This is a genomic window from Micromonospora sp. RTBAU3-60, assembly GCF_054963695.1.
Map to the genome: position 1 here is coordinate 1 of NZ_JBUEGB010000087.1, position 23,047 is coordinate 23,047.

The 23,047-nt window shown below is 69.2% G+C and carries 19 protein-coding genes; 11 read left to right on the forward strand and 8 right to left on the reverse strand.

Annotated elements, in window-relative coordinates:
- The coding region (locus ACY34I_RS36430) for a hypothetical protein (protein WP_462759703.1) at nt 1-180 on the forward strand (180 nt) is incomplete at its 5' end.
- Between the two features lie 340 nt (nt 181-520).
- Here the strand turns inward: ACY34I_RS36430 and ACY34I_RS36435 are convergent.
- The 3 genes from ACY34I_RS36435 to ACY34I_RS36445 all read right to left on the reverse strand — a co-directional run bounded on the left by ACY34I_RS36435 (nt 521) and on the right by ACY34I_RS36445 (nt 3,447).
- Nucleotides 521-1,567 carry a helicase-associated domain-containing protein gene (locus ACY34I_RS36435; protein ID WP_462759704.1) on the reverse strand — a complete coding sequence of 349 codons (1,047 nt, stop codon included), beginning with the start codon at nt 1,565-1,567 and terminating at the stop codon, nt 521-523.
- Nucleotides 1,557-2,600: a hypothetical protein gene (locus ACY34I_RS36440; protein WP_462759705.1), complete on the reverse strand. Its 1,044-nt coding sequence runs from the start codon at nt 2,598-2,600 to the stop codon at nt 1,557-1,559. The genes ACY34I_RS36435 and ACY34I_RS36440 overlap by 11 nt, the downstream gene beginning before the upstream one ends.
- Nucleotides 2,601-3,048: 448 nt before the next feature.
- Complete coding sequence (locus tag ACY34I_RS36445; RefSeq protein ID WP_462759706.1) at nt 3,049-3,447, reverse strand: winged helix-turn-helix transcriptional regulator; 399 nt, start codon at nt 3,445-3,447, stop codon at nt 3,049-3,051.
- Between the two features lie 108 nt (nt 3,448-3,555).
- On the opposite strand from ACY34I_RS36445, the gene ACY34I_RS36450 reads away from it, so the two are divergent.
- From ACY34I_RS36450 to ACY34I_RS36460, 3 genes are all read left to right on the forward strand, one after another.
- Entirely contained in the window at nt 3,556-4,473 is a 918-nt protein-coding gene (locus ACY34I_RS36450) for an NADP-dependent oxidoreductase (protein ID WP_462759707.1), read from the forward strand.
- A gap of 114 nt (nt 4,474-4,587) precedes the next feature.
- Nucleotides 4,588-4,965 (forward strand): DUF4267 domain-containing protein, encoded by a 378-nt coding sequence (locus ACY34I_RS36455; RefSeq protein WP_462759708.1) that lies wholly within the window; start codon nt 4,588-4,590, stop codon nt 4,963-4,965.
- A 62-nt stretch (nt 4,966-5,027) separates the two neighbouring features.
- Nucleotides 5,028-5,549, forward strand: coding sequence for an SAM-dependent methyltransferase (locus tag ACY34I_RS36460; protein ID WP_462759709.1), 522 nt, complete (start codon nt 5,028-5,030; stop codon nt 5,547-5,549).
- A 248-nt stretch (nt 5,550-5,797) separates the two neighbouring features.
- Here the strand turns inward: ACY34I_RS36460 and ACY34I_RS36465 are convergent, their stop codons facing one another.
- Complete coding sequence (locus ACY34I_RS36465; RefSeq protein WP_462759710.1) at nt 5,798-7,720, reverse strand: hypothetical protein; 1,923 nt, start codon at nt 7,718-7,720, stop codon at nt 5,798-5,800.
- Between the two features lie 165 nt (nt 7,721-7,885).
- Here ACY34I_RS36465 and ACY34I_RS36470 point away from each other — a divergent pair, with 165 nt between their 5' ends.
- Entirely contained in the window at nt 7,886-10,675 is a 2,790-nt protein-coding gene (locus tag ACY34I_RS36470; protein ID WP_462759711.1) for a transcriptional regulator, read from the forward strand.
- 42 nt (nt 10,676-10,717) lie between these two features.
- A complete protein-coding gene (locus ACY34I_RS36475) occupies nt 10,718-10,975 on the forward strand; it encodes a response regulator transcription factor (protein ID WP_462759712.1) in 258 nt (85 codons plus the stop codon).
- Between the two features lie 154 nt (nt 10,976-11,129).
- On the opposite strand, the gene ACY34I_RS36480 is transcribed toward ACY34I_RS36475, so the two are convergent.
- On the reverse strand, nt 11,130-11,402 hold the full coding sequence (locus ACY34I_RS36480; protein ID WP_462759719.1) for an ATP-binding protein: 273 nt from the start codon (nt 11,400-11,402) through the stop codon (nt 11,130-11,132).
- Between the two features lie 279 nt (nt 11,403-11,681).
- On the opposite strand from ACY34I_RS36480, the gene ACY34I_RS36485 reads away from it, so the two are divergent.
- The 3 genes from ACY34I_RS36485 (at nt 11,682) to ACY34I_RS36495 (ending at nt 19,459) form a co-directional block, all read left to right on the forward strand.
- On the forward strand, nt 11,682-14,630 hold the full coding sequence (locus tag ACY34I_RS36485; protein WP_462759720.1) for a helix-turn-helix transcriptional regulator: 2,949 nt from the start codon (nt 11,682-11,684) through the stop codon (nt 14,628-14,630).
- Between the two features lie 381 nt (nt 14,631-15,011).
- Nucleotides 15,012-18,716, forward strand: coding sequence for a S8 family serine peptidase (locus ACY34I_RS36490; protein WP_462759713.1), 3,705 nt, complete (start codon nt 15,012-15,014; stop codon nt 18,714-18,716).
- A 317-nt stretch (nt 18,717-19,033) separates the two neighbouring features.
- Nucleotides 19,034-19,459 carry a hypothetical protein gene (locus ACY34I_RS36495; protein ID WP_462759714.1) on the forward strand — a complete coding sequence of 142 codons (426 nt, stop codon included), beginning with the start codon at nt 19,034-19,036 and terminating at the stop codon, nt 19,457-19,459.
- A gap of 327 nt (nt 19,460-19,786) precedes the next feature.
- On the opposite strand, the gene ACY34I_RS36500 is transcribed toward ACY34I_RS36495, so the two are convergent.
- A complete protein-coding gene (locus ACY34I_RS36500; protein WP_462759715.1) occupies nt 19,787-20,248 on the reverse strand; it encodes a hypothetical protein in 462 nt (153 codons plus the stop codon).
- Between the two features lie 421 nt (nt 20,249-20,669).
- On the opposite strand from ACY34I_RS36500, the gene ACY34I_RS36505 reads away from it, so the two are divergent.
- Nucleotides 20,670-21,098 (forward strand): helix-turn-helix domain-containing protein, encoded by a 429-nt coding sequence (locus tag ACY34I_RS36505; protein WP_462759716.1) that lies wholly within the window; start codon nt 20,670-20,672, stop codon nt 21,096-21,098.
- Nucleotides 21,088-21,759, forward strand: coding sequence for an IS630 family transposase (locus ACY34I_RS36510; RefSeq protein ID WP_462759721.1), 672 nt, complete (start codon nt 21,088-21,090; stop codon nt 21,757-21,759). Before ACY34I_RS36505 ends, ACY34I_RS36510 begins: the two co-directional genes overlap by 11 nt.
- Before the next feature lie 7 nt (nt 21,760-21,766).
- Here the strand turns inward: ACY34I_RS36510 and ACY34I_RS36515 are convergent, their stop codons facing one another.
- Nucleotides 21,767-22,189 (reverse strand): hypothetical protein, encoded by a 423-nt coding sequence (locus ACY34I_RS36515; RefSeq protein WP_462759717.1) that lies wholly within the window; start codon nt 22,187-22,189, stop codon nt 21,767-21,769.
- Nucleotides 22,190-22,463: 274 nt separating this feature from the next.
- On the reverse strand, nt 22,464-22,814 hold the full coding sequence (locus tag ACY34I_RS36520; protein WP_462759718.1) for a hypothetical protein: 351 nt from the start codon (nt 22,812-22,814) through the stop codon (nt 22,464-22,466).
- Between the last annotated feature and the right edge of the window lie 233 nt (nt 22,815-23,047).

Consider the following 23,047-nt stretch of genomic DNA (forward strand, 5'->3'; position numbering starts at 1 on the left):
CTGAGGCTGCCCCGCGCAGCCCACCGACACCAGGGCGTGAACACGATCAGCACACCCACCACCGGCCACCAGCCACGAGGAGCCGCCCTGGGCGCAGGATTCCACTTCCACGCCCACGCGACCCCACCACGGTGGGAAACGATCCCGGAAACACAACCCGACTCAGGATCACTAAGCTGATCAGGGACGCTGCAGGATTACCCGTAGCAAGTCCGGGCCAGAACTGACCCGCGACTCCCGAAGGCGGGCACCGGAAGGTGATCTCCCAAGGCAGGCTGAAGTTGCTCGCGTGAGCGAGCCGGTGTGCCGCGCAACGTCCAACTCCAGCCGATCCGGTGTGCGTCCGAGCCCATCCGCCCCCTCGAGCCACGTCCACAGGACCAGTGGGCCGTCGGCGATGGGCGAGAAGCCGCGTCTTGCGGGTGATCCCTGCCTGTCCTGATTATCGGAGAAAGTCCGTGCCCGGACACATCCTTACCCGGCACCCCCGGAGGCCGGTAAGACAGTGTGTTTGCCGAGGTCAGCGGTTGCCGAGCAGGGTCCGTGCGACTTCGGCCGGGTCGCTCAGGCGTGGCAGAGGGAACATGTCACCGCTGTCCGGCTCGGTGAGTGATGGATCGGCGCGGCGTCGTTGCGGGATCTCGATCGCTGGGCTGCCGTCGAGGCGGAGGCCGGCCGGGGCGTGGCCGGCGGCGCGCAGTGCGGCCAGGGTTTCGGCCTGGGATTTTGCGCTGGCGAGCACGGTCGGGGCGAGCCGGGCCAGGTGCAGGGCCTGAAGCGAGCGGGTGTTGAGGATCTCGGTGAGCAGGGTTTCGTCGTCGCTGTGCAGGCAGCAGCCCGCTGGGCGTACCTGAACGCGGCCGTATCGGCGGGCTACGTCGTTGATCAGGTAGGTGAGTGTCTGCGGCACGCGGGCGTCTTCGGCCGCCTCGGTGATCCGGGCCAGCAGATCCGCCGGGGTGCTTCCGGCGTCGAGTGCGCTGCGGATGCTGGCCGGCGAGAAACGCCAGGTCCAGGCGCCGTTGCGGGACTCTGGCGTGGCCGCGCTGTCCAGCAGCGCCAGCAGGTTGGCCGACGGGGTGCCGGTCACCACCGCGGTGAGGTCGTTCTGCAACAGGACCGTGCCGCGGGACCGGGGCAGCATGGCCTGAGCGTGCCGATGAGTCGCGTCGGCGTCACCGGTCAGCAGGCTACGGCAGAGCCTGGTCGCTGTTCCGTGAGCGAGCAGACCGAGCCGGTGGGCTTCCCGCCAGATGCCGGTGACGTATCGTTGCAGATCCTCGTCGGCTTGGTCGGTCAGGACAGGGCTCTGCCAGGCCAGCCGGCCGGCGAGTGTGCCGGGGTCGGTGGCGTGACCTTCGGGTAGGACGTCGGCGAGAGTGCGCAAGGTCAGTGCTCGCAGACCCGTCAATGTGATCTCCTCGCCCTCGTCCCAGTAGAGGACACGGGAGGAGGCCGCGGTGGAGTCGGCCGGGGCGAGCGGGCACGCGGGCATGGTCAGCCAGGTGTCGACGATGTCCAGCAGTTGGTCCGCGGGTTCGGCGGCGGCGAACTCGTCATAGGCCACCGAGGGGGCCAGGCCGGTGTCCGAGGCCTCGGTGAGGCCGCCCGCGGCGAGCAGTTCGATGGTCAGGCGGGTGCGATCCTCGTCCTGGCCGGACTGATTTGGTGATCCGGCGGAGCTCGCGTACGCCGAGACCGCCCGTCTTGAGCAGGGGCACCGGGCCGCCGTTCATGGTTCCGGCGATCGCGGTGATTGCGGCGAGGGTCTCCGAGGCGGCGGCTGCGGCCTCCCGTTCGGCGTCCTTTGGCTCGACCGGGGTGGTAGGCACGGCCGGCGGCTGCGGGTCGAACGCAGCGACGTAGCCATCCCGCAGCGCGAGGGCGACCTCGCGGGGCATCTCCTCGACGCCCCATGCGGAGCCGACGACGAGACCACGCTCGGCGGCCCACGGCAGCGCCACCCCGGCCGAGCCGAACATGATCCCTCGCACCTCGAAGGGCCGTGCCGGCCGCAAGGCGAGCGCGGCGAGCCGGGCGCGAACGTCGGCGGGGGCCTGCGCCACGAGCCGGCGCACGTTCTGCGGCCGCGCCAGCCAGCCGACCAGCGCAACGATCAACTCGTCCTTGCCGCGGCCTGTCACGGGGACGCCGTACATTTTCGCCAGCCTGCGCAGCTCGTTCATGTTCCGTGCGACGAGCAGCTCGGCGGCGCCGGGCCCGAGGTTCAGCGGGTGCGGCCACATCGGGCTCAGATGCGCCGCCGCGAAACCGTCGTCGTGCGGCCAGATCAGGGCGATCTCGGTGAGCCGGCGCAGCGCCGCGGCCAGGTCCGCGTCGCCCTCCGGTACGCCCAAGAGCGTCGCCAGCCGCGGGGTGGTGCACCTGTCGCCCAGCGCCGCGGCTGCCTCGCCCACTTGGAGCTGCGGCAGGGTGAGCAACGCACAGGCAGCCGCCATCGACGACGGGTGAAGCAGGAGTACGGCGAGCTGCTCGACGGTCGCCGGCGCAGGCTCAAGGGTCGCGTCGCGACGATTCGCGACCAGACTCGTGAGCTGCTCCTGGGTCAGGGTGCGAAGATGAGCCGCGAGGGATTGCACCCTGCCAACCTACGACGCCCCTCTCTGGCCGGAGGCGACAGGTACGCCGTGCCGGGGACCGTGCCACCCGCGGTGGATCAACAGCGCGATCAGGTTTGTGGTGCGTGCGGCTGTCCCCCTGACCCCCTCCGTTTTGGTATCCGTTTCGGGTGGACTCAATGTGGCAGAAACCCGAACCACATTCCCGCAGCTCAGGGGCCGATCGTGACGCTAGCAGCCGTACGTCGACGCATGCCCTGACCGGCTCACCGCTGGTCGCCCGCCGCAGCGCCGCCAGACGGATCCGATCCGCGAACAGCACCGGCGCTGCGGCCCCGATCACCCGACCACCACTCGTGGATCATGACGGCCAGGGCGGTGACCGTCTGCTGCCGGTCCTGGATCGTGGACGCATTTGGGATGATCCGCTCACCCAGCGACCGGGTCGGAGGTCAGCGCCCGCTGGACTTCATGATCGCGCGTCGAACTGGGCGCGGGCCTGAAAGACGCGGTCCATGTGTGTCTCTGCCCAGGTCTTGATCGCGACCATTAGCGGGAACAGGTCGTGGCCGAGCGGGGTGAGCTTGTAGTCGACGCGGGCAGGCACCGACGCGGTCACGGTACGGGTGATCAGACCGTCGCGTTCCAGTGTGCGCAGGGTCTGGGTGAGCATCTTCTGGCTGACGCCGGCGATGCGGCGGGCGAGCTCGCTGTGCCGCTGCGAACCGCTGGCGAGCGCCGCGATCACCAGTGCCGCCCATTTGTCGGTGAGCGTGCTCAGCAGTTCCCGGGTCGGGCAGGCCTCCAGAAACGCGTCATAGTCGCGTTTGGCCTGCTCTCGTCGTTGTCCAGCGGTCGTCGTCGCCATCTGCCACCCCTTGCCGGTGCCCTAGGCACTTCCAGGTTCCTACTTTCTCACGGTGCCCGAGGGTACCTACCGTAATGGCGATCATGACGTTCAGCGGAGGGTACGGCGATGCGCGCAGTCAGCTATGCACAGTTCGGAGGGCCGGAGGTTTTGCGGGTGGTGGCGGATTTGCCGGTGCCGGAGCCGGGGCCGGGTCAGGTGCGAGTACGGGTCGCCGCGTCCGTCGTGCACCCGGTTGATCTCATGATTCGCGCCGGTCGATTCCCGGCACCACTGCCGGCCGGGCTGCCGTACGTACCCGGCTGGGACGTGGCAGGCACGGTCGACGCGGTGGGACCATCCGTCGGAGATCTCACTGTGAATGACGACGTCATCGGCTTCTCGCCCTGGCTGCGCACCATGGTCGGCGCCCACGCGGAGTATGTGGTCCTCGATGCCGCATGGCTGACCGCCGCGCCCGTCGGCATTCCCGCCAGCGAGGCCGCGACCCTGCCGACCAACGGCCTCGCCGCCGCCCAAGCCCTCGACCTGCTCGCGCTCCCGGCAGGCTCGTCCGTGCTCGTCACCGGCGCCGCGGGGCAGGTCGGCGGGTTCACCCTGGCGCTGGCCCGAGTCGCCGGCCTGCACGCCACCGGAATAGCGGCGGCTGGCGACCGCGAGTTCGTCGAATCGCAGGGCGCGGCGTTCGTGCCACGCTCGGACGATCCGATCCCGGTAGCGGCGGCCAGCTTCGACGCGGTTGTCGACCTCGCAGTGATCGGCTCGTCACTGATGGAACTGGTCAGGGACGGCGGCGGTTACGTAGCCGCCTCACCCCCGCTGCGCCCGGAGCCGGCGAGGGGAATCCGGACGTTCGCACTGAACGTGCTGCCCGACAGCACCCGGCTAGGCGAACTGGTGAAACTGGTAGAAAGCGGCGACATCCCGCTGCGGGTCGCCCATGTTTACTCCTTCACCGACGCGGCAGCGGCCCACCACCGGCTGGCCCAAGGCGGAGTGCGCGGAGGCGTAGTGATCGTTCCCTAACCTGCCGCACTGCATCGCCGCCCCACCACGCACTCTCGTGCCGCGGATAAGGCGCGGTGCCAGAAGCTACAAGCTTATCCGTCGCTACATTCGCTTCGCTTCAAAGGGACAACCATGCTCATCACCATCGCCAACGTGCTCGCCGGACTGATCGGCGCAGGCATCATCTTCATCGGCGTGCTCGGATTTCGGGCACCGCAGGCCGCAGCCGGCTTTGGTATCCCCGGCACGCCGACCGAGGATCGAAACTTCCAGGCCTGGCTGTCCGTCAAGGCCGTGCGCGACATAGCCTCGGGGCTCTTCATCTTCATCCTGCTGGCGGGAGCGACACCCCACCTACTCGGCTGGTTCATGCTGGCCGCCGCCGGCATGCCCGTCGGCGACGCACTGATCGTGTTGCACAGCAACGGGCCCAAGGCGGCCGCATACGGCGTGCACGGGGCCACCGCCGGGGTGATGCTGGCGATCAGCGTGCTCCTGTTCGTCGGGTAGTCGGATTGCCACACAGCAGTACTGCCGATCCCCCGGATGCGGCCTCCCCGGCTCGTCACGCCATGGTCGAGGACGGCGCTGATGGCCCAACACTCGCAAAAGACATGGAAGGAATCATGCTCAGCTTCGAAATCACCCCGATAGGTACCGTCCGGAACGCGAGGACGGACGTTCAACACACGGACAACTGGGGCGCCGTCCGCAGCACGATCACCGTCGACGAGCGCTTCGGCGATGCGTGCCTCCAAGGCCTGGACGGCTTCTCCCACGTGGAGATCCTCTTCATTTTCGACCAGTTCCCGGACCACGGCGACTACCGCAAGCCCCGTCCCAACCGCGGCCGTCCCGACCTCCCGCCCGTTGGCGTGTTCGCCGGCCGCGGCCCTCGCAGACCGAATCGCATCGGGGTGACGTCCTGCGCCATCGAATCCGTCCACGGCCGCGAACTGACGGTGGTGGGCCTCGACGCGGTCTCCGGCACCCCAGTTATCGACCTGAAGCCAGTGATGGCGGAGTTCCTACCGGAGAACGTCAAGCAGCCGGAATGGGTCAGCCGCCTGATGTCGGAGTACTTCCAGCCGTAAGGCGAGGTCCTGCGGTCGACCTGACCGGGGCACTCATGTTTTCCCAGGTCACAGCGCAGTTTGCCAGCGTGGTTCGCGTACCGCCCATGCGGTTTCACGTTTTTCCAGCCCGGAAGCTGTTGGTGGGGCGGGCGGGACTCGAACCCGAGGGATTATGAGCAGGGCCAGGCAACACGGCCGAACCGTACCCCAGGCGCTGTCCGGACGACGCCAGGTGCTGGAGTTCGTTGGCCGCGCTCATGGCCCGATCAGCTCGTCGGGCCGTCCATGAGACGGCGCAGCGCTTTCCCGGCGGCGGGGAAGACGAGTCGCAGGGTGTGCGCGGTGAGTTGGATGCCCCACCAGGTGAGGGCGACGAGGTATCCGACGATCAGCGCGCTGTTGGTGTCGTAACTGACGACGATGGCGTAGCCGATGGCGAGGCCGGGTGCGGTGATGGCGCGGGCGGTGCGGCCTCGGATGGCGGTCAGGGCGGTAGCGACGCCTATGAGCGCGGCTCCGGCGCTGGCGATGAGGCCGGGCATACCGGTCACGTCTACCGGAGCGGTGAGCGTGAGGGCGGCCCGCAAGAGGTAGATGCCGGTGGCGCCGATCGCGGCGTGCAGGATCGCCGGTCGGGTACGCGCGAGCCAGGCGGGCAGAGCATGGGCGGGGATCCGGGGTGCGGCGGCGGCGATGACGGCAGCGCAGGCGGCCAGGGGTAGCGCGCAGCCGAGGGTCCATTTCAGGTATGGGCCGTAGTCGAATTCGACGGCGGTGCCGGTCGCGAGGCCGTAGAGGGCGGCGGTGATCGTGCCGCCGGCGGCGGCGGCGAGGTATCCGCGTCGGATGAGGCTGCCAGTCGCGGGTTCGGGCGTGGACGCGGTGGGTGCTCCGGCGAGCCATGTGGTGGGGGCGAGGTGCGCCACGGCGAAGGCGGTGAGCATGGCGAGCGCGCCCGCGGTCCCGAGCTCGGGTAGGGAGAGCCGGACGCCGACGACTCGGAGGGCGTAGGTGGTGTTGATGTCTGCGGTGAGGATGGCTTGGAGGAGCAGGGTGAGGGAGCAGGCGCCGAGCAGGATGGCGCTGGTCAGGTCGCGGATGCGGAGCCGGACGCGTGGTAGTTGGGTGTCGGCGGCAGTAGCTGTTGCTTGATGGTGTGGTGTGGTGAGGGTCAGGGCGCCGTCGGCGAGGGCGTGGGAGTGGTCGCTGAGGGTGGCTGGTGTGAGGCCGGTGGCGGTGGTGAGCCGGTCTCGCAGGCCGGGGATCGTTTCGGCTTCGCGTTGGATCACGCCGCTGAGGTGGTGGCGGTCCACATCGGCCGCGCCGAGGATGTCATGGACAGCTGCGTCCACTTCGTCGAGGAGGGGCTGGGCGGCGGCGGCGACGTCGTCGCGGGTGATGACGGCGGGCTTGCGGGGTGCGGGAAGGAGGACTGGCGCGCGGTCCTGGGCGGTCAGGAGTTGCCTGGCCTGACGGACGGACTCGAACAGCAATCCGGCTTGTCCCTGTGTGGGGTGGGCTGTCTCGGCTCGTAGCGGGTCGTCGTCTGTGGTGTTGGCGTCAATGATTCGCTGGGTTAGGGCCTGGTCCAGGTCGCGGGTCGGGTTGATCGGTCGGGTCGCGAGTTCGCGGTATCCGTCAGTGGTGGCCTGCAGGACGGTCAGGGTGGCCGGGTGCCGGTCGGCTTGGCAGATCAGCAGGCATGAGCCGTTAGGGACGGTGCCGGCGGCCGTGGCGTAGGCGGCGAGTGCTGCTGGTGCGGTGACCATGGCGGGGGTGGGCAGGCCGGCGCGGGCCGCCGCGTCGGTGAGGTGTCCGCGTCGGCGTGGTCCCCAGCCTGAGGGGATGGTTACGGTGAGGGCGGTGACGGGTCCTGCGGCCTGGCGGGCGGCTTGGTCGGCGACGTGCCACAGCTGCCCGGCGAGCAGGTGCACGGCGTCGACCTGCGGGTCGGTGTCGGCTCTGCCGAGCAGTTCCAGCGGTTCGCGGATGAACTGGTAACTGGCTGAGGGCTCTGATTGTGCGGCCACGCCCACTCGTAGGTGGCCGGCGGGGTCGAGGGTGATGCCGTGCGGCATGACGAGGCGGCCGTTGAGCATGACGGGGATTCGGGTGCCGTGCCGGTCGATGGTGGCGGCGATGGCCGGCGAGCTGAGGTCGATGGACAGCCGCATGCCTGCATTTGGCATGTGGCGCAGTGTCTCCTGAGGAGGGAGTGGATCGTCAACTACCGTCTCGTTGGGTGATCTTTTGTGCGCGCATAGTGAGAATCCTTCGTCGCGGGATGGTCATCAACACTCATTGCGGTGTATGTGGGGAAGACGCTCAGTATCGGTCGCAGGGAGGAACAGAGAGTGCCGCAGGAGTCCCGGGACGGACGTGACCGGCTGGCCGAATACGTGCGCCCCACGGTCTACACCCCACCCGTACCGTCACCGCCTCGCCACCGGGCAGGGCCGGCAGCGACCCTGGTCCGGGTGATCCGCGCTGTCCTCAGCGCAGCGGTCTTCCTCGGCGGGACACCGGCGCTGCTGCTGTTCCTCGGCGGGAACCCCGTGCGGCGGTTGCCGTCATGGACGCAATTCGTCGCGTGGTTCGATCAGCCGAGCGGACGGTTCACCCCGAACGCGCTTACCGGCGCGGCCATCTGGGCGCTGTGGCTGCTGTGGGCTGTGCTGGCGCTGCTGCTGGTTGCCGAACTGCTCGCGCTGGTGACCCGGTGGCGGATCCCGGTACTGCGGCTTCCCGCGCCGCTGCACCGGCTCGTGTTCGGCCTGGCCGGCACCGCGGCGATCGCGGTCACCTCCGTCGGCAACCTCAACGTCGCCGACGGCGGCGGCAGGTCACCCGCGGCTGTCGCCTCGACCGACGATGCGGGGGTCATTCCGCGGCAAGCCGCCGCGCGAGGACCCGTGCTCATCCAGGTCGCCGACACCCGCTACCTCTACACCGTCGAACGAAACGACACCCTGTCCAAGATCGCCAAGGAGTGGCTCGGCGACGCCGGCCGGTGGCCGGAGATTTGCCGCCTGAACAAGCACCGCCACTTCCCTCGAACCGGCGGCGCCCTACGCGACTGCGACCTCATCTACCCCGGCTGGGACCTGCGGCTGCCCGCTGACGCCCGCCCACCGCAAACTGCCACCCCGGCGGCCCCGTCCCGTCCGGCGACGCCACCGCCGGCGACCGTCACCCCCTCGCCACCGCCGAGCACCGCACCGGACGCGTCGAGCCCCACGCCGTCGTCCACAACGAACGAACACGAAGCGGCCACCATCCCCGACAGCCCTGCACCGGCAACTCACGGGGTACGACAACCAAGCCCATCCGCGGAGCCCACCACCCCGACCGTCACGGCGTCGCCGTCCACCTCGCCAACAGTCACCGGCCCGCGACGCTCGGCCGGAGCAACCGACGAGCACGGTGTGCAGCTGTCACCAGCCAACTGGCTGCCCTGGTCGCTCGCCGCCGCGATCAGCGCCGCCGCCGCGCTGGTCTGGGCACAACGCCGCCGCCGCTACACCGGCGAACCCGACACCGACCCGCCCACGCAACTGCCGCCACCCGTACTCCACCTGCGCCGCGCCGTCGCCCGCAACACCGAACTGCCAAACCCGGACAGCCAGAACACCGAGGCGCCTACCCTCGTCCCCGACCTGACGCCACTGCCCAGCGGCGCGACCGGCATCTCCGGTGACGGCGCGCACGCCGCAGCCCGCGCCGCCCTCGTCGCGGCCCTGGCATCCGGCGACCCACACCACCCCGACACACGTGGTGAAGTGGTCATCGACGCCGCCACCCTGGCAACACTGCTCGGCCCCGACACAGCCAACCTCCAGCCATGGCCACGGCTACACATCGCCGACAGCATCGCCGACGCACTCACGGTGATCGAGGCCAAACTCCTGCACCGCAGCCGCATCCTCGACGAGCACGCCCTCACCGACCTGGACACCCTGCGCCAGCACGCCCCCGACGAGGAAGCGCTGCCACCCCTGATGCTCATCGCCCACACCCCACCCGCCGGTGCCCGCACGCGAGCCGAAGCCGTCCTCGCCTTCGGCCGCGACCTGCGTGTGTCCGCCCTACTACTCGGAGAATGGGCTCACGGCGCCACCGTCGAAGTCACTACGGACGGCCACACCAACATCGTGTCCGGCCAGCCGGACGCGCCACTGCCAACGCGCCTCCCCGTACTCGAACCCGAGGCGACGATCCAAATCCTCACGACCCTGCGAGAGGCGCAGACCGGTGAACCGCCCGCTGTCGCGTCGCCCGCCTCACCGGTCACGGTCGTCCCGCTGCACACCAGCCGCACCACCAAGCCCTCCGACCGACCGACCCCCGTCACCACGCTGCCCGCCGACGCCATCGCCGGCAAGGCACGACTGCGGGTACTCGGGCAGCCGCGGATAGAGGACATCACCCGACCCGGCCGACCCCTGCGGGCCAAGGCCCTCGAACTCGCCGTCTTCCTCGCCTGCCACCCCGACGGAATGACCACCCGCGACATCGGCGAATACCTCGAACCAGACGCCCGCATCACCCAAGCCGACCAGCGCGTACACACCAACGCCAGCAACCTACGACACGTCCTCGCCCGTGCCGGCACCGCTGACGCAAAGAATGCCTACCTCATCAAGACCACCGGACGCTACCGACTCGACCCCACCACCCTCGATGTCGACGTCTGGACACTGCGGGACCTACTCCGTGCGGCCACCATCGCCAGCGGCCCCCGCCGCCGCGACCTACTCACCGCCGCCTGCGACCTCTCCACCGCGCCCCTCGCCGACGGCCAAGACTACGAATGGCTCCAGCCACATCGGGAGACCGTCCGCCGATGGGGCACCGAAGCCCACCTGCTGCTCGCAGACGACCTGATCGACACCGACCCGCAGAGCGCATCCGACCTACTCGACAAAGCCATCGGCCTTGACCGCTACAACGAAGCCCTCTACACCCGCGCCATGCACACCCGCCACGCCCTCGGCGACGCCGACGGCATCCGCACCCTGCTGCGCGGCCTGACCAAAGCCCTGGCCGACATCGACGCCGAACCCCAAGAAACAACCATCAAACTCGCCAACCAACTCCGCAACAGCGTCCCTGATCGGGTTAGTAGTGATCCTGAGTCGGATTGAGTTTCCGGGATCGTTTCCCACCGTGGGTGGGGACGCGTGGGCGTGGAAGTGGAATCTCGGACCTGGTTCGCCTCACCGCCGCCGCAGGACGGTCCCTTCCCCGAACTGACCGCCCGCGAACGCGACATCCTCGACCACCTCGCCGCCGGGCTGTCCAACGGCGAGATCGGCGAGCGCCTGCACCTGTCCAGCAAGACGGTGGCGAACAACGTCTCCACCATCCTGGCCAAACTGCACCTCACCCAGCGCAGCCAGGCCATCGTCCGCGCCCGCGACGCCGGCTTGGGCCGCCCACGCTGACCGCTGCGGCCACAGTGCTGACTATGTCAACCCCACCTGGCTCCACGATGACGGCCCGATCTGGCCCCATCTGCGATCGCTCGACCCTCGACTGACGGGTGGCTTTACGGTGAGTACTGGGCGCGTTTGTCAGTCAGTTCCGGGAGCACCCCACTCAGGTACTGGCGAGTAATGTCGATGAATCTCGGAAGCACTTGCGCGCCCGAGTGTGGTGATGGGTGTGGGCGAGGCGGTACGAGTCGGTGCCGGTCTCGATGATGGCGCCGCCGAAGGTGAGCCGGTCGACGGGGGCGGCGCACAGGCGCGGGTCGGTGAAGGTCTTGGTCCAGCTGAACGGCAGGTTGCTGGTGAGGCTGTGGGAGGCGTGTTCGTACGGGGATGAGACGAGTTGGAAGAACAGATTCGCGGCGTCTTGCTCGAAGGGCAGGTTAGCCGACCTCGTCGACGATGATCAGCCTGTACCGCCGCTCGACACGGACCGCGTCGACCCGCGGTTGCCCGCGAACGGCCCGGACAGGCCGGCACTCGGCGCTCGGGCGGACCTGGACGCGACTACGCACTGGCCTGAGTGGCACAGTTCCACGGGCACCCGAATCTGTGGGAGACGACGGGCTGAGCAAACGATTCCTGATGGGCACGGGACGACCTGAGCCGAACCGCCGCTATCTGCTCAGGGTAGCCTGACGCGGTGACGGAGCCTGACCGCGTGTCCCTCGCGGTACCCCGGCTCGTTGGTCGTGAGCGCGAGTTCGCAGAGGTCAGTTCCGCCCTCGATATGCCGTCGGCAGTGGTGTTCGTTGAGGGTGAGGCAGGCGTCGGCAAGACCCGTCTGGTCGATGAGGCGCTCGCGCAGCGGGTGCGGCCCGGCCGGGTGCTGCGCACGGCCTGCCCTGCCCTGCTCCAGCCGTTTACCCTCGGGCCGCTTGTCGATGCGCTCCGGATCGCGGTCGACGCCGGGGCCGGCCACAGTCTCAGTGCCCTCGCCGGCGACCTCCGGCGGCTCTTCCCCGAGTGGGCGGTGTGGCTGCCGCCGATGCCCGAGCCGGCCGACGACCCAGCGATGGCGCGGCACCGCGTTTTCCGCGCCGTCACCGAGCTCCTGGACCTGCTCGCTGTCGAGCTGCTCGTGGTGGAGGACGTGCACTGGGCCGACGAGGCGACGCTGGAGTTCCTGCTCCTCCTCGCCTCCGGTGCGCCCCCGCGCCCCGGCATCCTCCTCACCTATCGGCCCGAGGACGTCCCGCGCGACTCGCTGCTGCCGAGGCTGACGACGGCCCAGCTGCCTCACGGCCGCAGCGTCCGCATTGCGCTGGAGCCGCTGCCACTTGACGACGTCGCCTGCATGGTGTCCTCGATGCTCGGCGGCGAGACGGTGTCAGGCGCGTTCGCCGCCTTCCTCTTGGAGCGCACGGCCGGCCTTCCGTTGGCCGTGGAGGAGTCGATGCGGCTGATGTGGAACCGCGGTGACCTGGTCCGCCGCGGCGACGCGTGGGCACGCCACCGGATCACCGAGATCGACGTGCCGCCCACGGTGCGTGATGCGGTCCTCGCCCGGGCGGCCGGACTCGGTGACGCCGCCCGGGCGGCGCTGCGCGCGGCCGCCGTCCTGACGGAGACCTCGAGCGAGTCCACGGTGTTGGCGGTGATGTCCGGCGACCCGGCGGGCCGGCTCTCCGGGCTCGCGGAGGCCGTGGCGTCGGGGCTGCTCGCCGAGGACGCCGCCGGCATGGTTTCCTTCCGGCACATGCTGGCCTGCCTCGCCATCTACGAGGCGATCCCCATGCCCGAGCGACGAGCCATGCACCTGCGCGCGTCGCGGGCACTGGCCGATGCGTCACCCGCCCCGCTCGCCCAGCTGACCCGACACGCGAAGGAAGGTGGCGACGTGGAGGCGTGGGCTGCCAACGCCGAGCTGTCGGCCGACCGGGCACTCGAGTCCGGCGACGGCTCCACGGCCCTGGTCGTCCTCCACGACCTCCTCGTGCACGGCACGCCGGCCGCAGGCGACGTGGTCCGGCTCACCGACAAGTACCCAGTGGGCCTGCTGAGCGGGCACGAGAGGTATGCCGAGCTGCTGGCCGCGCTGCGCCGAGTCGTCGACTCGGGCGCCGCTTCCCCGGCCGAGGAGGCGGAGATCCGGTTCCAGATCGCCCGGCTGCTCACCCAGATGGAGGCCTTCGAAGACGCCCGGTCCGAGATGGAGCGCGCGTTGCCGGGGCTGGGCCACAACCCGCCCAAGGCCGCCCGCGCGACCATGTACCTCGGCCTGCTCTCCTACGGCACCTCCACCCCGGCCCGGGAGCTGTTGCATTGGCTGCGCCAGGCCTCCCGCATCCCCACCGACGCGATGTCCGAGGCCGACCGGTTGAGCATGGTAGTCGGGCTCGCGAGCGGGCTGCTGGTGCTCGGTGAGGAGGACGGGTGGGCCGAGGCGGCCAAGATCGGTGACGACGCCGCCACCACCGCGGAGCGGATGGCCGTCTCGGCGGGCAAGCTCAACGTCGGAGAGATGGCCGTGATCTGGGGCCGCCACGACGAGGCCCGGCGGGCCCTGATGACGGTCATCGACCTGGCCGCCCGTCACGGGTTCGACAAGGACGACCGCCTGGCGCGGGCCACGCTGGCCCTCCTCGACTGGGTCAGCGGCGACTGGGAGGGCCTGGCCGAGCGAGCCCAGGAGTTGGCCGACGACGAGGAGCTGCTGCAGCCGGTGAGTCGGTTGGCGCCTGCCACCGTGGTCGGCCTCCTCCAGGCCGTCCGCGGCGAACAGGACCAGGCCGAGCAGACGCTCCGCGCTGTGCTGCGTCGTGCCGACGAGCTCGGGGGTGCGGAGTCCTCGATCGGCCCGGCCAGCGCCCTGGCCGGGATCCGTCTCGCCGCCGGAAACGTCGAGGACGCCCTGCGCCTCACCGAGGCTCCGATCGCGTTCCTCGCGGGCAAGGGCAACTGGATCTGGGCGACCGACCTGGCCCAGGTGCGCGTCGAGGCGCTGCTCGCCGCCGGCCGCACTTCCGAGGCCATCGAGCTGATCGACGCCTTCGAGCGCGGGATCGAGGAGCGCCAGGCGCCCGCGCCCCGCGCCGCACTGGTTATGTGCCATGCCCTCGTGCTGGCGCTCGACGAGCCGCTCGCAGCTGCCGCGGCCTTCGAGCAGGCTGCTGCCGCCTGGCAGGCGATCCCGCGACCCTACGACACACTGCGAAGTAGGAGAGCTCAGGCGAGCTGCCTGGTCCGGGGCGGTGCGACGGAGTCCGGCGTGGCGTTGCTCACCGAGGTCTTCGCCGCCCTGTCGGAGCTCGGCGCGCGCGCCACCGCCGAACGGGTGAGGCTGGAGCTGAGAGCGCACGGCGCCCGGGTGAAGCGACCGGACTGGAAGGGGGGCCGTCCCTCGTATGGCGACCGGCTCTCGCCGCGCGAGCTCGACGTCGTCCGGCTGCTGGTCGAGGGGCGAACCAACCGCGAGATCGGCGACGTGCTGGTGCTGTCGCCCAAGACCGTCGCCCGACACCTAGAGTCGGCGATGCGCAAGATGAAGGTGTCCTCGCGAACCGCCCTCGCCGTGCAGGCCATGGAGAGTGGCGCAATCGACGCTCCCCACCCCGCGCCCCCGTCACCCGGCGCCTCGTCAACCCAGGCTCCTTCGACCCAGGCCTGATCAGGGCCTGGTGCGCGGTCTGCCACCAAAGTTGGGGCATCTGCCCAATCGCGGGATCGACCGAGCGCGATGAGACTCCGAGGGTGGAACCGAACCAGCAGCATCCCGAGTGCGGTCAGACTCCACGGGTGGATCCGAAGCAGCACCATCCCGAGCCTGAGACCTCTCCGACGGCTGCGCCTTCGTCGGCGCCGACCGCAGCGGACGGGGCCGACACCTCCGGGGAGTACGAACCCATCTGACTCCACGGCACGACTGCACGAACCCTCCCAACGAAAGGTCACCCGCATGAGCCAACCCCGTCCACTCGGGAGCAGGAGCTCGGGCATCGCCTCTCGCGTACCCCGTCCTTTCCTCAGCTCCCGCCCAGCCTCCGCCGGAGTGTCCCTCGTCCTGGCGCTCACCCTGACCGGGAGCCTGGGGAGTCTCACCGTCGCGGGCGCGGCCAGCGCCTCCGGGCAGAACGGCACCGCGCAGGCCAACCGCGTCGTCGACACCCACCAGGTCACCCTGATCACCGGTGAGAAGGTGCTCCTCACCGAGCACGCCGACGGTCTCCAGACCGCGAGCCTGGCGCCTGACGGCACCCGCGACACCCAGGAGTCGTACACGACCCTCCGCTCCGGGGACGACCTGTACCTCATCCCCGACAGCGCGCAGCCCTACCTCGCCGAGGACTCGCTCGACCGTGAGCTGTTCAACATCTCCCAGCTCGTCGACTACGGCTACGACGACCAGAGTCAGGCCACGACTCCGCTCATCGTCACCTATCCCAAGAACGCGCCCCGGGCCCTCGACCGTCCGGCCCCGCAGGGATCCGTGAAGGCCCGCAAGCTAGCCAGTGTCAACGCCGTAGCTCTCCGCGCCAGCAAGGCCAAGGCCTCGACGTTCTGGGAGGCCCTGGACGACGACCGCGCCAAGGCACCCCAACCCCGACTCGCCGGCGGCATCAAGAAGATCTGGCTCGACGAGCCGATGCACGCCTCCCTCGATCAGAGCGTCAAGCAGATCGGAGCGCCGACCGCGTGGGCGGCCGGTTTCGACGGTGCGGGCGTCAAGGTCGCGGTCCTCGACAGTGGCATCGACCCCACCCACCCCGACCTGACCGAAGTCGTCAAGGAGGCCCGCAACTTCACCACGGACGCGGACGCGGTCGACCACCACGGCCACGGCACCCACGTCGCCTCGACGATCGCCGGCTCCGGCGCAGCCTCCGGCGGGAAGTACCGGGGCGTGGCCCCGAAGGCCGACCTCTACATCGGCAAGGTGCTCGACAGCTCCGGCAACGGGACGGAGTCGGGCGTCATCGCCGGCATGGAGTGGGCGGCCAACACGGTCGACGCCGACATCATCAACATGAGCCTGGGCAGCTCGTCGCCGAGCGATGGGACCGACCCGATCAGCCAGGCCGTCAACCAGCTCACCGCGTCCACAGGCGCGCTCTTCGTGATCGCCGCCGGCAACTCCGGACCCGGCAAGTCCACCGTCGGCGCTCCCGGTGCCGCCGACGCCGCGCTCACCGTCGGCAACGTGACCAAGCAGGAGGGGCTGGCGCCCACCTCGAGCCGGGGGCCACGCCTGGGCGACTTCGCGGTCAAGCCGGAGATCACCGGGCCCGGCACGGCGATCGTCGCCGCGCGCGCCGCCGGCACCGCGATGGGCTCACCGGTCGATGCGCGCTATACCTCTGCGAGCGGCACCTCGATGGCGTCGCCGCACGTGGCCGGCGCGGCCGCGATCCTGGCCCAGAAGCACCCCGAGTGGACCCCGGAGCGGCTCAAGCAGGTGCTGGTCGGCACCGCGAGGTCGAGCATCTTCACGGCCTACCAGCAAGGCGGCGGGCGCGTGGACGTGCCACATTCGCTCGCCGCCACGGTGTACGCCGACCCGGCGGTGGTCAGCCTGGGTCGTCACGAGCGTGAGGACCAGCCCCTCACCCGCCCGCTGGAGTACGTGAACCCGACCGACGCCGCGGTCACCGTGTCGCTCTCGATGGTCGCCTTCGGCGAGTCGGCGCCGCCGCAGGGCACGTTCATCCTCGGCGCGACCAGCCTCACCGTGCCGGCGCACGGCCGCGGCAGCGTCGACCTCACCTACGACCCGCGCCTGGGCACCGTCGGCGACTACACCGCGGTCATCAACGCGACCGCCAGCGACGGCACAACCTTCCACACCACGGTCGGCGTCACCAAAGACATCCCCATGGTCGACGTGACGCTCTCGGGCATCGACCGTCACGGAAAGCCGGGAGGGGCCGAGTGGGTGATCTTCGACCTCGACAACCGCAAGCTGCGCCAGGCGTTCAGCAACGCCACGCCCACCACGGTGCAGCTGCCGCTCGGCCGCTACTCGGTGATGGCCTACATCCGGACGAACGACCCGGCGTCGGGCATCCTCACCGACTACACGCTGGGTGGCGATCCCGAGCTCGTCATCGAAGGACCGGAGTCGGTCACGGTGGACGCGCGGCAGGCCGAGGAGGCCGAGATCTCGACGCCGACGGAGGCCGTCGTCTCGATCCGCAAGCTCGGCTACCGGCAGCAGATCCCCGGGCTCGGTGGCATCGACGCACTCAAGACGTTCGGCAGCAACATCGAGGGCGTGTCCGTCGTCCCGACCGAGCCGGCCTCGATCAGCGACTTCGAGTTCGACTACCAGGAGCGCTCCTCCTCGCCGACCATCAAGGCGGCGTACGCCGACGGCACGGGCAATATCCCGCTGCGGCCGGTCACCTACGCCCTGTCGCTCTACGGGAACAAGACACTCCAGGCCGTCGACGCCGGGCTGGCCCGTCCCGCCGAGCTGGAGGGCCGCGACCTGGGCGGCACACTGGCCATCATCACCCGCGACCCGAGTGTGCGCACGATGGACCAGCTGGCCGCCATCGCCACCACAGGCGCCGAAGCGGCGGTCCTGGTCAACGACCGTCCCGGTCCGTTCTCCACGATCGTCCCGCGGGTGCTGCGCACCAAGATCCCCGCGTGGTCGCTCACCCAGGACGCGGGTCAGCAGCTGCTGGCCCGCATCCACAACGGGCGCACCAACGTCAACCTCAGCGGCATCGGCAAGAACCCGCAGGTCTACAACATGGCGCTGATGGTGCCTGACGCCATCCCTGCCGACCCGACCGACGCCGTGACCGCCGCCAACTCCACGATCACCAAGGCGCACTACCGCAGCCCGGCCGGCACCTACATCGGCGACGCCGACGCGGCGGTTCGACCGGGGGAAGTGTCACTCTTCAACCTCATCGACTTCTTCGACGCACCCTCTTCCCGGACCGAGTGGTACTCCACGGGCAGCAGGTGGCCGACCAGTGATCAGATGCGGTGGTGGCACTCGGTCTACCCCGATGACGCGGACATCTCCCGGGCCTTCCAGGGCGGGATCGTCGGCTACGCGTCCGGCAGCAGGCGGGAGGAGACCTGGCTGGGGGCGGCCATCACGACTGGCGGACCGCAGGGAGGCGGCGCCTGGCGCGAGGGTAACGCGATTGTCCTCGGCCTGCCCGAGTGGGTCGACAGCGGCGGCCACTACGGCTGGTCGGGCAATACCACCGATCATGCGACGGCCCGGCTGTTCCGCGAGGGCGAGCTGGTTCGCGAGATGCCCTGCGCGGCGTGCCGCAACGTGGTCGCCGTCGGAGCCGACAGCGCTACCTACCGGCTCACCCTCGACACCGAGCACCCCGACTGGATGCCCCTGTCGACCCGGACCAACACCGAGTGGACCTTCCAGTCGGCGCGTTCCACGACCGACAGTGAGCAGCTCGCCATGCTGTGGCCGCGCTACGAACTCGAACTGGACGACCAGAACCGGATGTCCGCCCGTGGCACGAGGACCTTCGACCTGTCCATCCTCACCGCCTCCGGCAAGGTCTCGAGCCTCGAGGAGCTGAAGGTCTGGGCGTCCGGCGACGACGGCAGCTCCTGGTCGTCGGCCGAGACAAAGCCCAAGCCCGACGGATCGTACACGGTGACGGTGCCCGCCGTCGGTTCCGGCTACGTGTCGCTGCGGGTCAGTGCCCGCGACGGCCACGGCAGCGCGGTCACCCAGACCCTGATCCGGGCCTTCGAAGTCCGGTGAGCGTGACGCGATCACTGAGGGCCACCGCCCGTCGCCGGTGCCCAGGGTGGAGGGGTGACGCGGCGACGCAGTGAGCGCAGCGAGCAAGTCCAGAACTCGCCGAGCCACCATGCGTGGCCGGCGAGTTCTGGGCTTCTGGACGTCGGCGACAAATCAGCCACGGACACTGGTCGTTCCAGCCGCCGGGCCTGTCCGTCTGCCATCGAGCGAGTGGCGTGGCCGACCACATCCTGAACCTTGGCGGGCCCGGCCAAGCCCAAGCCAACCAGGCATTCGGAAGGGCCCCGAAGACTGGTTCGCCTCCAAGGAAAAGACTCATGAGGATTCTCGACGCCATCCGATGCAATACCCTCAACATCAGCCGCGCGGCGCATGCTGTCAATGTCATGCTGTCGAGCCCCGGCTGCGTAACGACAACCGGGACCCGCGCCACCATTACGGAGGAGATCATCAGCGAATCGCCCACCCCTTCAGACCCGACGCCGACGCGACCCCAGATCGCACAGGGCGCGATCGCGGACCTCGCCGTCAGGCTAACCATCGCCGCAAGTGACATCGAAGTCATACGCGTCGAGCAGGCCGTATGGCGCGACGGCAGCATCGGCTGCGCCCAGCCAGGAATGACCTACACACAAGCACTCGTCCCTGGGCAGCGGGTGGTCCTGATGGCGCAGGGCAAGCAGTACGAATACCACTCGGGCGGACCGCGCGAGTTGTTCTACTGCGAGAGCCCTACCGAATGAGTGAAACCGATCGTCTTCGTCGAGCGGGTCGCGCCCTTTCGGCCGCTTCCCAGAGGCGACGACACGCGGGAGACCTGCCATGCGATGACGGTAGGGCCTGCTGGTTCGGTTGACCAGGATGTCGCGTGCGGATCTCGTCGGGCAGTCGCCAGACCGCCCAGCCTCCCGAACGGCAGCTTGGAAGAGCGCGATCAACTGGTCGTGTTGCCCGAAACGCCTGCGGCCGGCGTCAGATTCGGGTGCTTCTCGTAACCGCTCGTGACCGCTATGCGCCCTGGCTACTGGCCCATGGATGGCCGCGACGGTCCGGGTGCAAGCGAGCCCCAGCTACTGCGATGCCAACAGATGTCGGAACTGCGGCTCGGCCTGGCGCCAGGTGCTGATGAATTCTGACCGAGCGACGCTCAGCCGCATCTTCCCACCAACCGGCGGTGCCCACGGTGGCGGTTCACCCCACTCAGGTCGGGTGGTGAAGGTGAGCAGCACGTCAAGCTGGCTCATCTCCACGTACATGTCCAGGTGGTCGAAGGTGTCCCCAAGGTGCAACCGACTCCGCTTCCGCTCGCTGCGGTGTTCGGCGATGGCGCACAGGCGGGAGAGGTTCGCAATGTGCGGGTACAGCGCAGTTGTGCTGGCGTCTCCGATCGGGATGCCCTCGATGTAGAGCTGGAACACGCCGAACCTCTTGTCGCGGCTAGTTGGCGTGAACTCCACCCGGAACGTGTCAGTGGTGCCCGCGCCCAGCGTTGGAAAGGGCGACCCGCGGTCGTCGTCGTTCGTTCGAGCCATCGGGCGGATGTTACGGGTTGCGCCTCGTGCCCGCTGCGCGCCACGGTTACTGGTCCACGGATGGCCGGGCACGCCTGGCTGTCGCCGCTCTGCCCCGTCTGTCGGCGACGCGTGAAAACTGACCCTCGGGCGGCGCGCGGGTTCTAGGGCGTCGAGCAGGGGTCCGCTTTCGGGCGTCGTTGACACCGTCCCCCGATAGGTGCCAGATCCTCGGCTCTCGGTCGGGGTCAAGGGTGGCCGTAGGCCATCGGCGTAGCCGACGCGAAGCGGCCTTGACGCCGGTCGAGAGGCGTGGAGAGTCGAGCACCGGGGACGGGACGCTAGTGCCGCGTCTTTGAACGTTGATCGTGTAATCCGTCGGTTCTGAGTACCCGTCAGGCAGGCTGTCTCCCAACGCATGAGGCTGGGGAGGTGGTGCCGGGTGGGTAGACGCCCGGAGGTGTTCGTCCGGCAGGTGTCGATGGCCGAGGGCCAGCGGTTGCAGCGGATCACCCGGACCGCGAAGGACCCGGTGAAGCTGCGCCGGGCGATCGTGGTGCTGATGTCCGCGCAGGGGCAGCCGGCGCCGGACATCGCCCACCTGCTCAAGACCAGCGAGGACTACGTCCGCGACGTGATCCACGCGTTCAACGAGCGGGGGTTCGACGCGCTGGACCCAAAATGGAGCGGGGGCGCACCGAGACGGATCGATGAGCAGGCCCGTGACTGGATCTGCATCATCGCCCGGTGCGACCCCCGGTTCCTCGGCAAACCCTTCTCCTGCTGGTCGCTTGCCAAGCTGCGCGACTACCTGATCGAAGCTGGCTACGTCGCGGCGATCAGCGCCGAGCATCCGGCGGATCCTCCATGAACGCGGGGTCACCTGGCAGGCCACCAAAACGTGGAAGGCCAGCACCGACCCCGACTTCACGACAAAGATGCGCCGGGTCCTGGACCTCTACGACCACCCGCCGGCGGACGGGCGGGTGCTGTGCGTGGACGAGTTCGGGCCGCTGAACCTGCAACCCCGCCCCGGCCGGGCCTGGCGGCCCCACGGGCAGCCGGTGCGGCTGCGGGCCACCTACACCCGTGACCAGGGGGTACGCCACATGATCGCCGCCCTCGACCTGGCCACCGGAAAGCTGCACTACCGCATCCGCGACCGCAAACGCTGGCGCGAGTTCCTCAGCTTCCTCAAGACCCTGCGCCGCCGCTGGCCCGACCAACGCCTCTACCTGATCCTGGACAACTTCTCCCCACACAAACACCCCGAGGTCCGCGCCTGGTGCGCCACCAACCAGGTCGACCTGGTGTTCCTACCGACCTACGCCTCCTGGCTGAACTGGATCGAGGCCGAATTCGCCGCGGTCCGCTACTTCGCCCTCAACGGCACCGACCACCGCAGCCACCCGGAGCAGGACGCCGCCATCGGCGACTACATCCGCTGGCGCAACCAACGAGCACGCCCGAAATCCGGATTCGCGATCAACTCCAAGATCCGCCACCCGGATTACCCGTTCAAGGCTGCGTGACGGGGCACTAGCCAGCGTCTGGTCGTGTCGCGCTGGGTGCCGTGACGGCACGCCGTATTGAGGGGTGAGCGAGATAAATGATCGACCACCTGCGGCCCCGCCACTGCGGTCCGGTGTCTTCGACGGTGATCGCAGCATCGATCGTGAATTCACTCGGCACGTAGCCCAAGGTCTGTGCCTCGTAGTCGGCGATCATGTCCTCAATGTCCTCGTCCACCTCTGCGGTGCGTTGGGCAAGTGCGACATGGAAGGTCACGCCGTCGCTACGGGCTTCGACGGCGATCCCGAGCACGTCCGGGCCGATCAGCCCGAGGGATGCCGACACTGCCTCCAAGACGGCCTTGTTGCGCCGGTTGCGTTCTAGGTCATCATCGGGAGCGGGCATGATCTCCGCGTGTTCATCGTTCGCCGTCACGCTCTCATCCTGCATGGCAACCTCGTGAGCGTGGCCGGCCGGCCCGGCCGATGGCGGCCGGAGGTCGCCAGCAGGCCGGGGCCGGGGCCGGCGCGGCCCGCTTTGCGGGCCGCCTTGATCCTTAAGAGGTCAATTCGGCAACGGAATGCGCCACTCAAATGTGATCCGACAACTGACGTGCGACACAACTCCGCCAGGTGATGTGCGACAGGGTCCGGCGATCGAGGGCGGCGGGTTAGCCGCCGACCAATGTCCTGTGTAGCCGAAGAGCGTGCGTATCGGCGCAGGATCAGGCGGTCGTTCCCGGCCGTTGGGCGACGACTGCGGCGCCGGGAATCCTGTCGTCGATGAGCAGCCCGACAAGCTCGTCGAGCAATACTTCGAGATCACCATGGCCGGCAAGTTCGTAGTGCTTGTTGACGATCCGGTCATCGGCAAGGCGCACCGTTGCCAGCTCTGCCTCGCCGGTCATCCAGATCATGACCTCGGCGAGCCACGCCGACGACTCGAATTCGACGCTCACGACTGGCTTGCCGTAGTTCGGTTGGATCGGGCGCGTGTGCCAGCGCATTTCAAGCCGCGCCCAGGTCTCGACGCGGGCGTTGACGGCAGCGGACAGCGCCTTCAGCGGAAACATCACGCCCGCGACTATCGCACGCCGATCATTGGCAGCCCGACGACGTCCGCATCTGGCCGGGCTGCGGTCATACGTCCAGCAGACAAGTAGCCGCGATCAGCGTGCTGAGGTGTCGCAGATCAGTCGGCGGACGCCTGCCGCACATCAGTCGATGGAGGACACAACGACTTGCACACAACGACTTGCGCCAACAGTCGCCTCGCCCGCCCCCTCCCGTCTAGCATCGCCCGCAAATC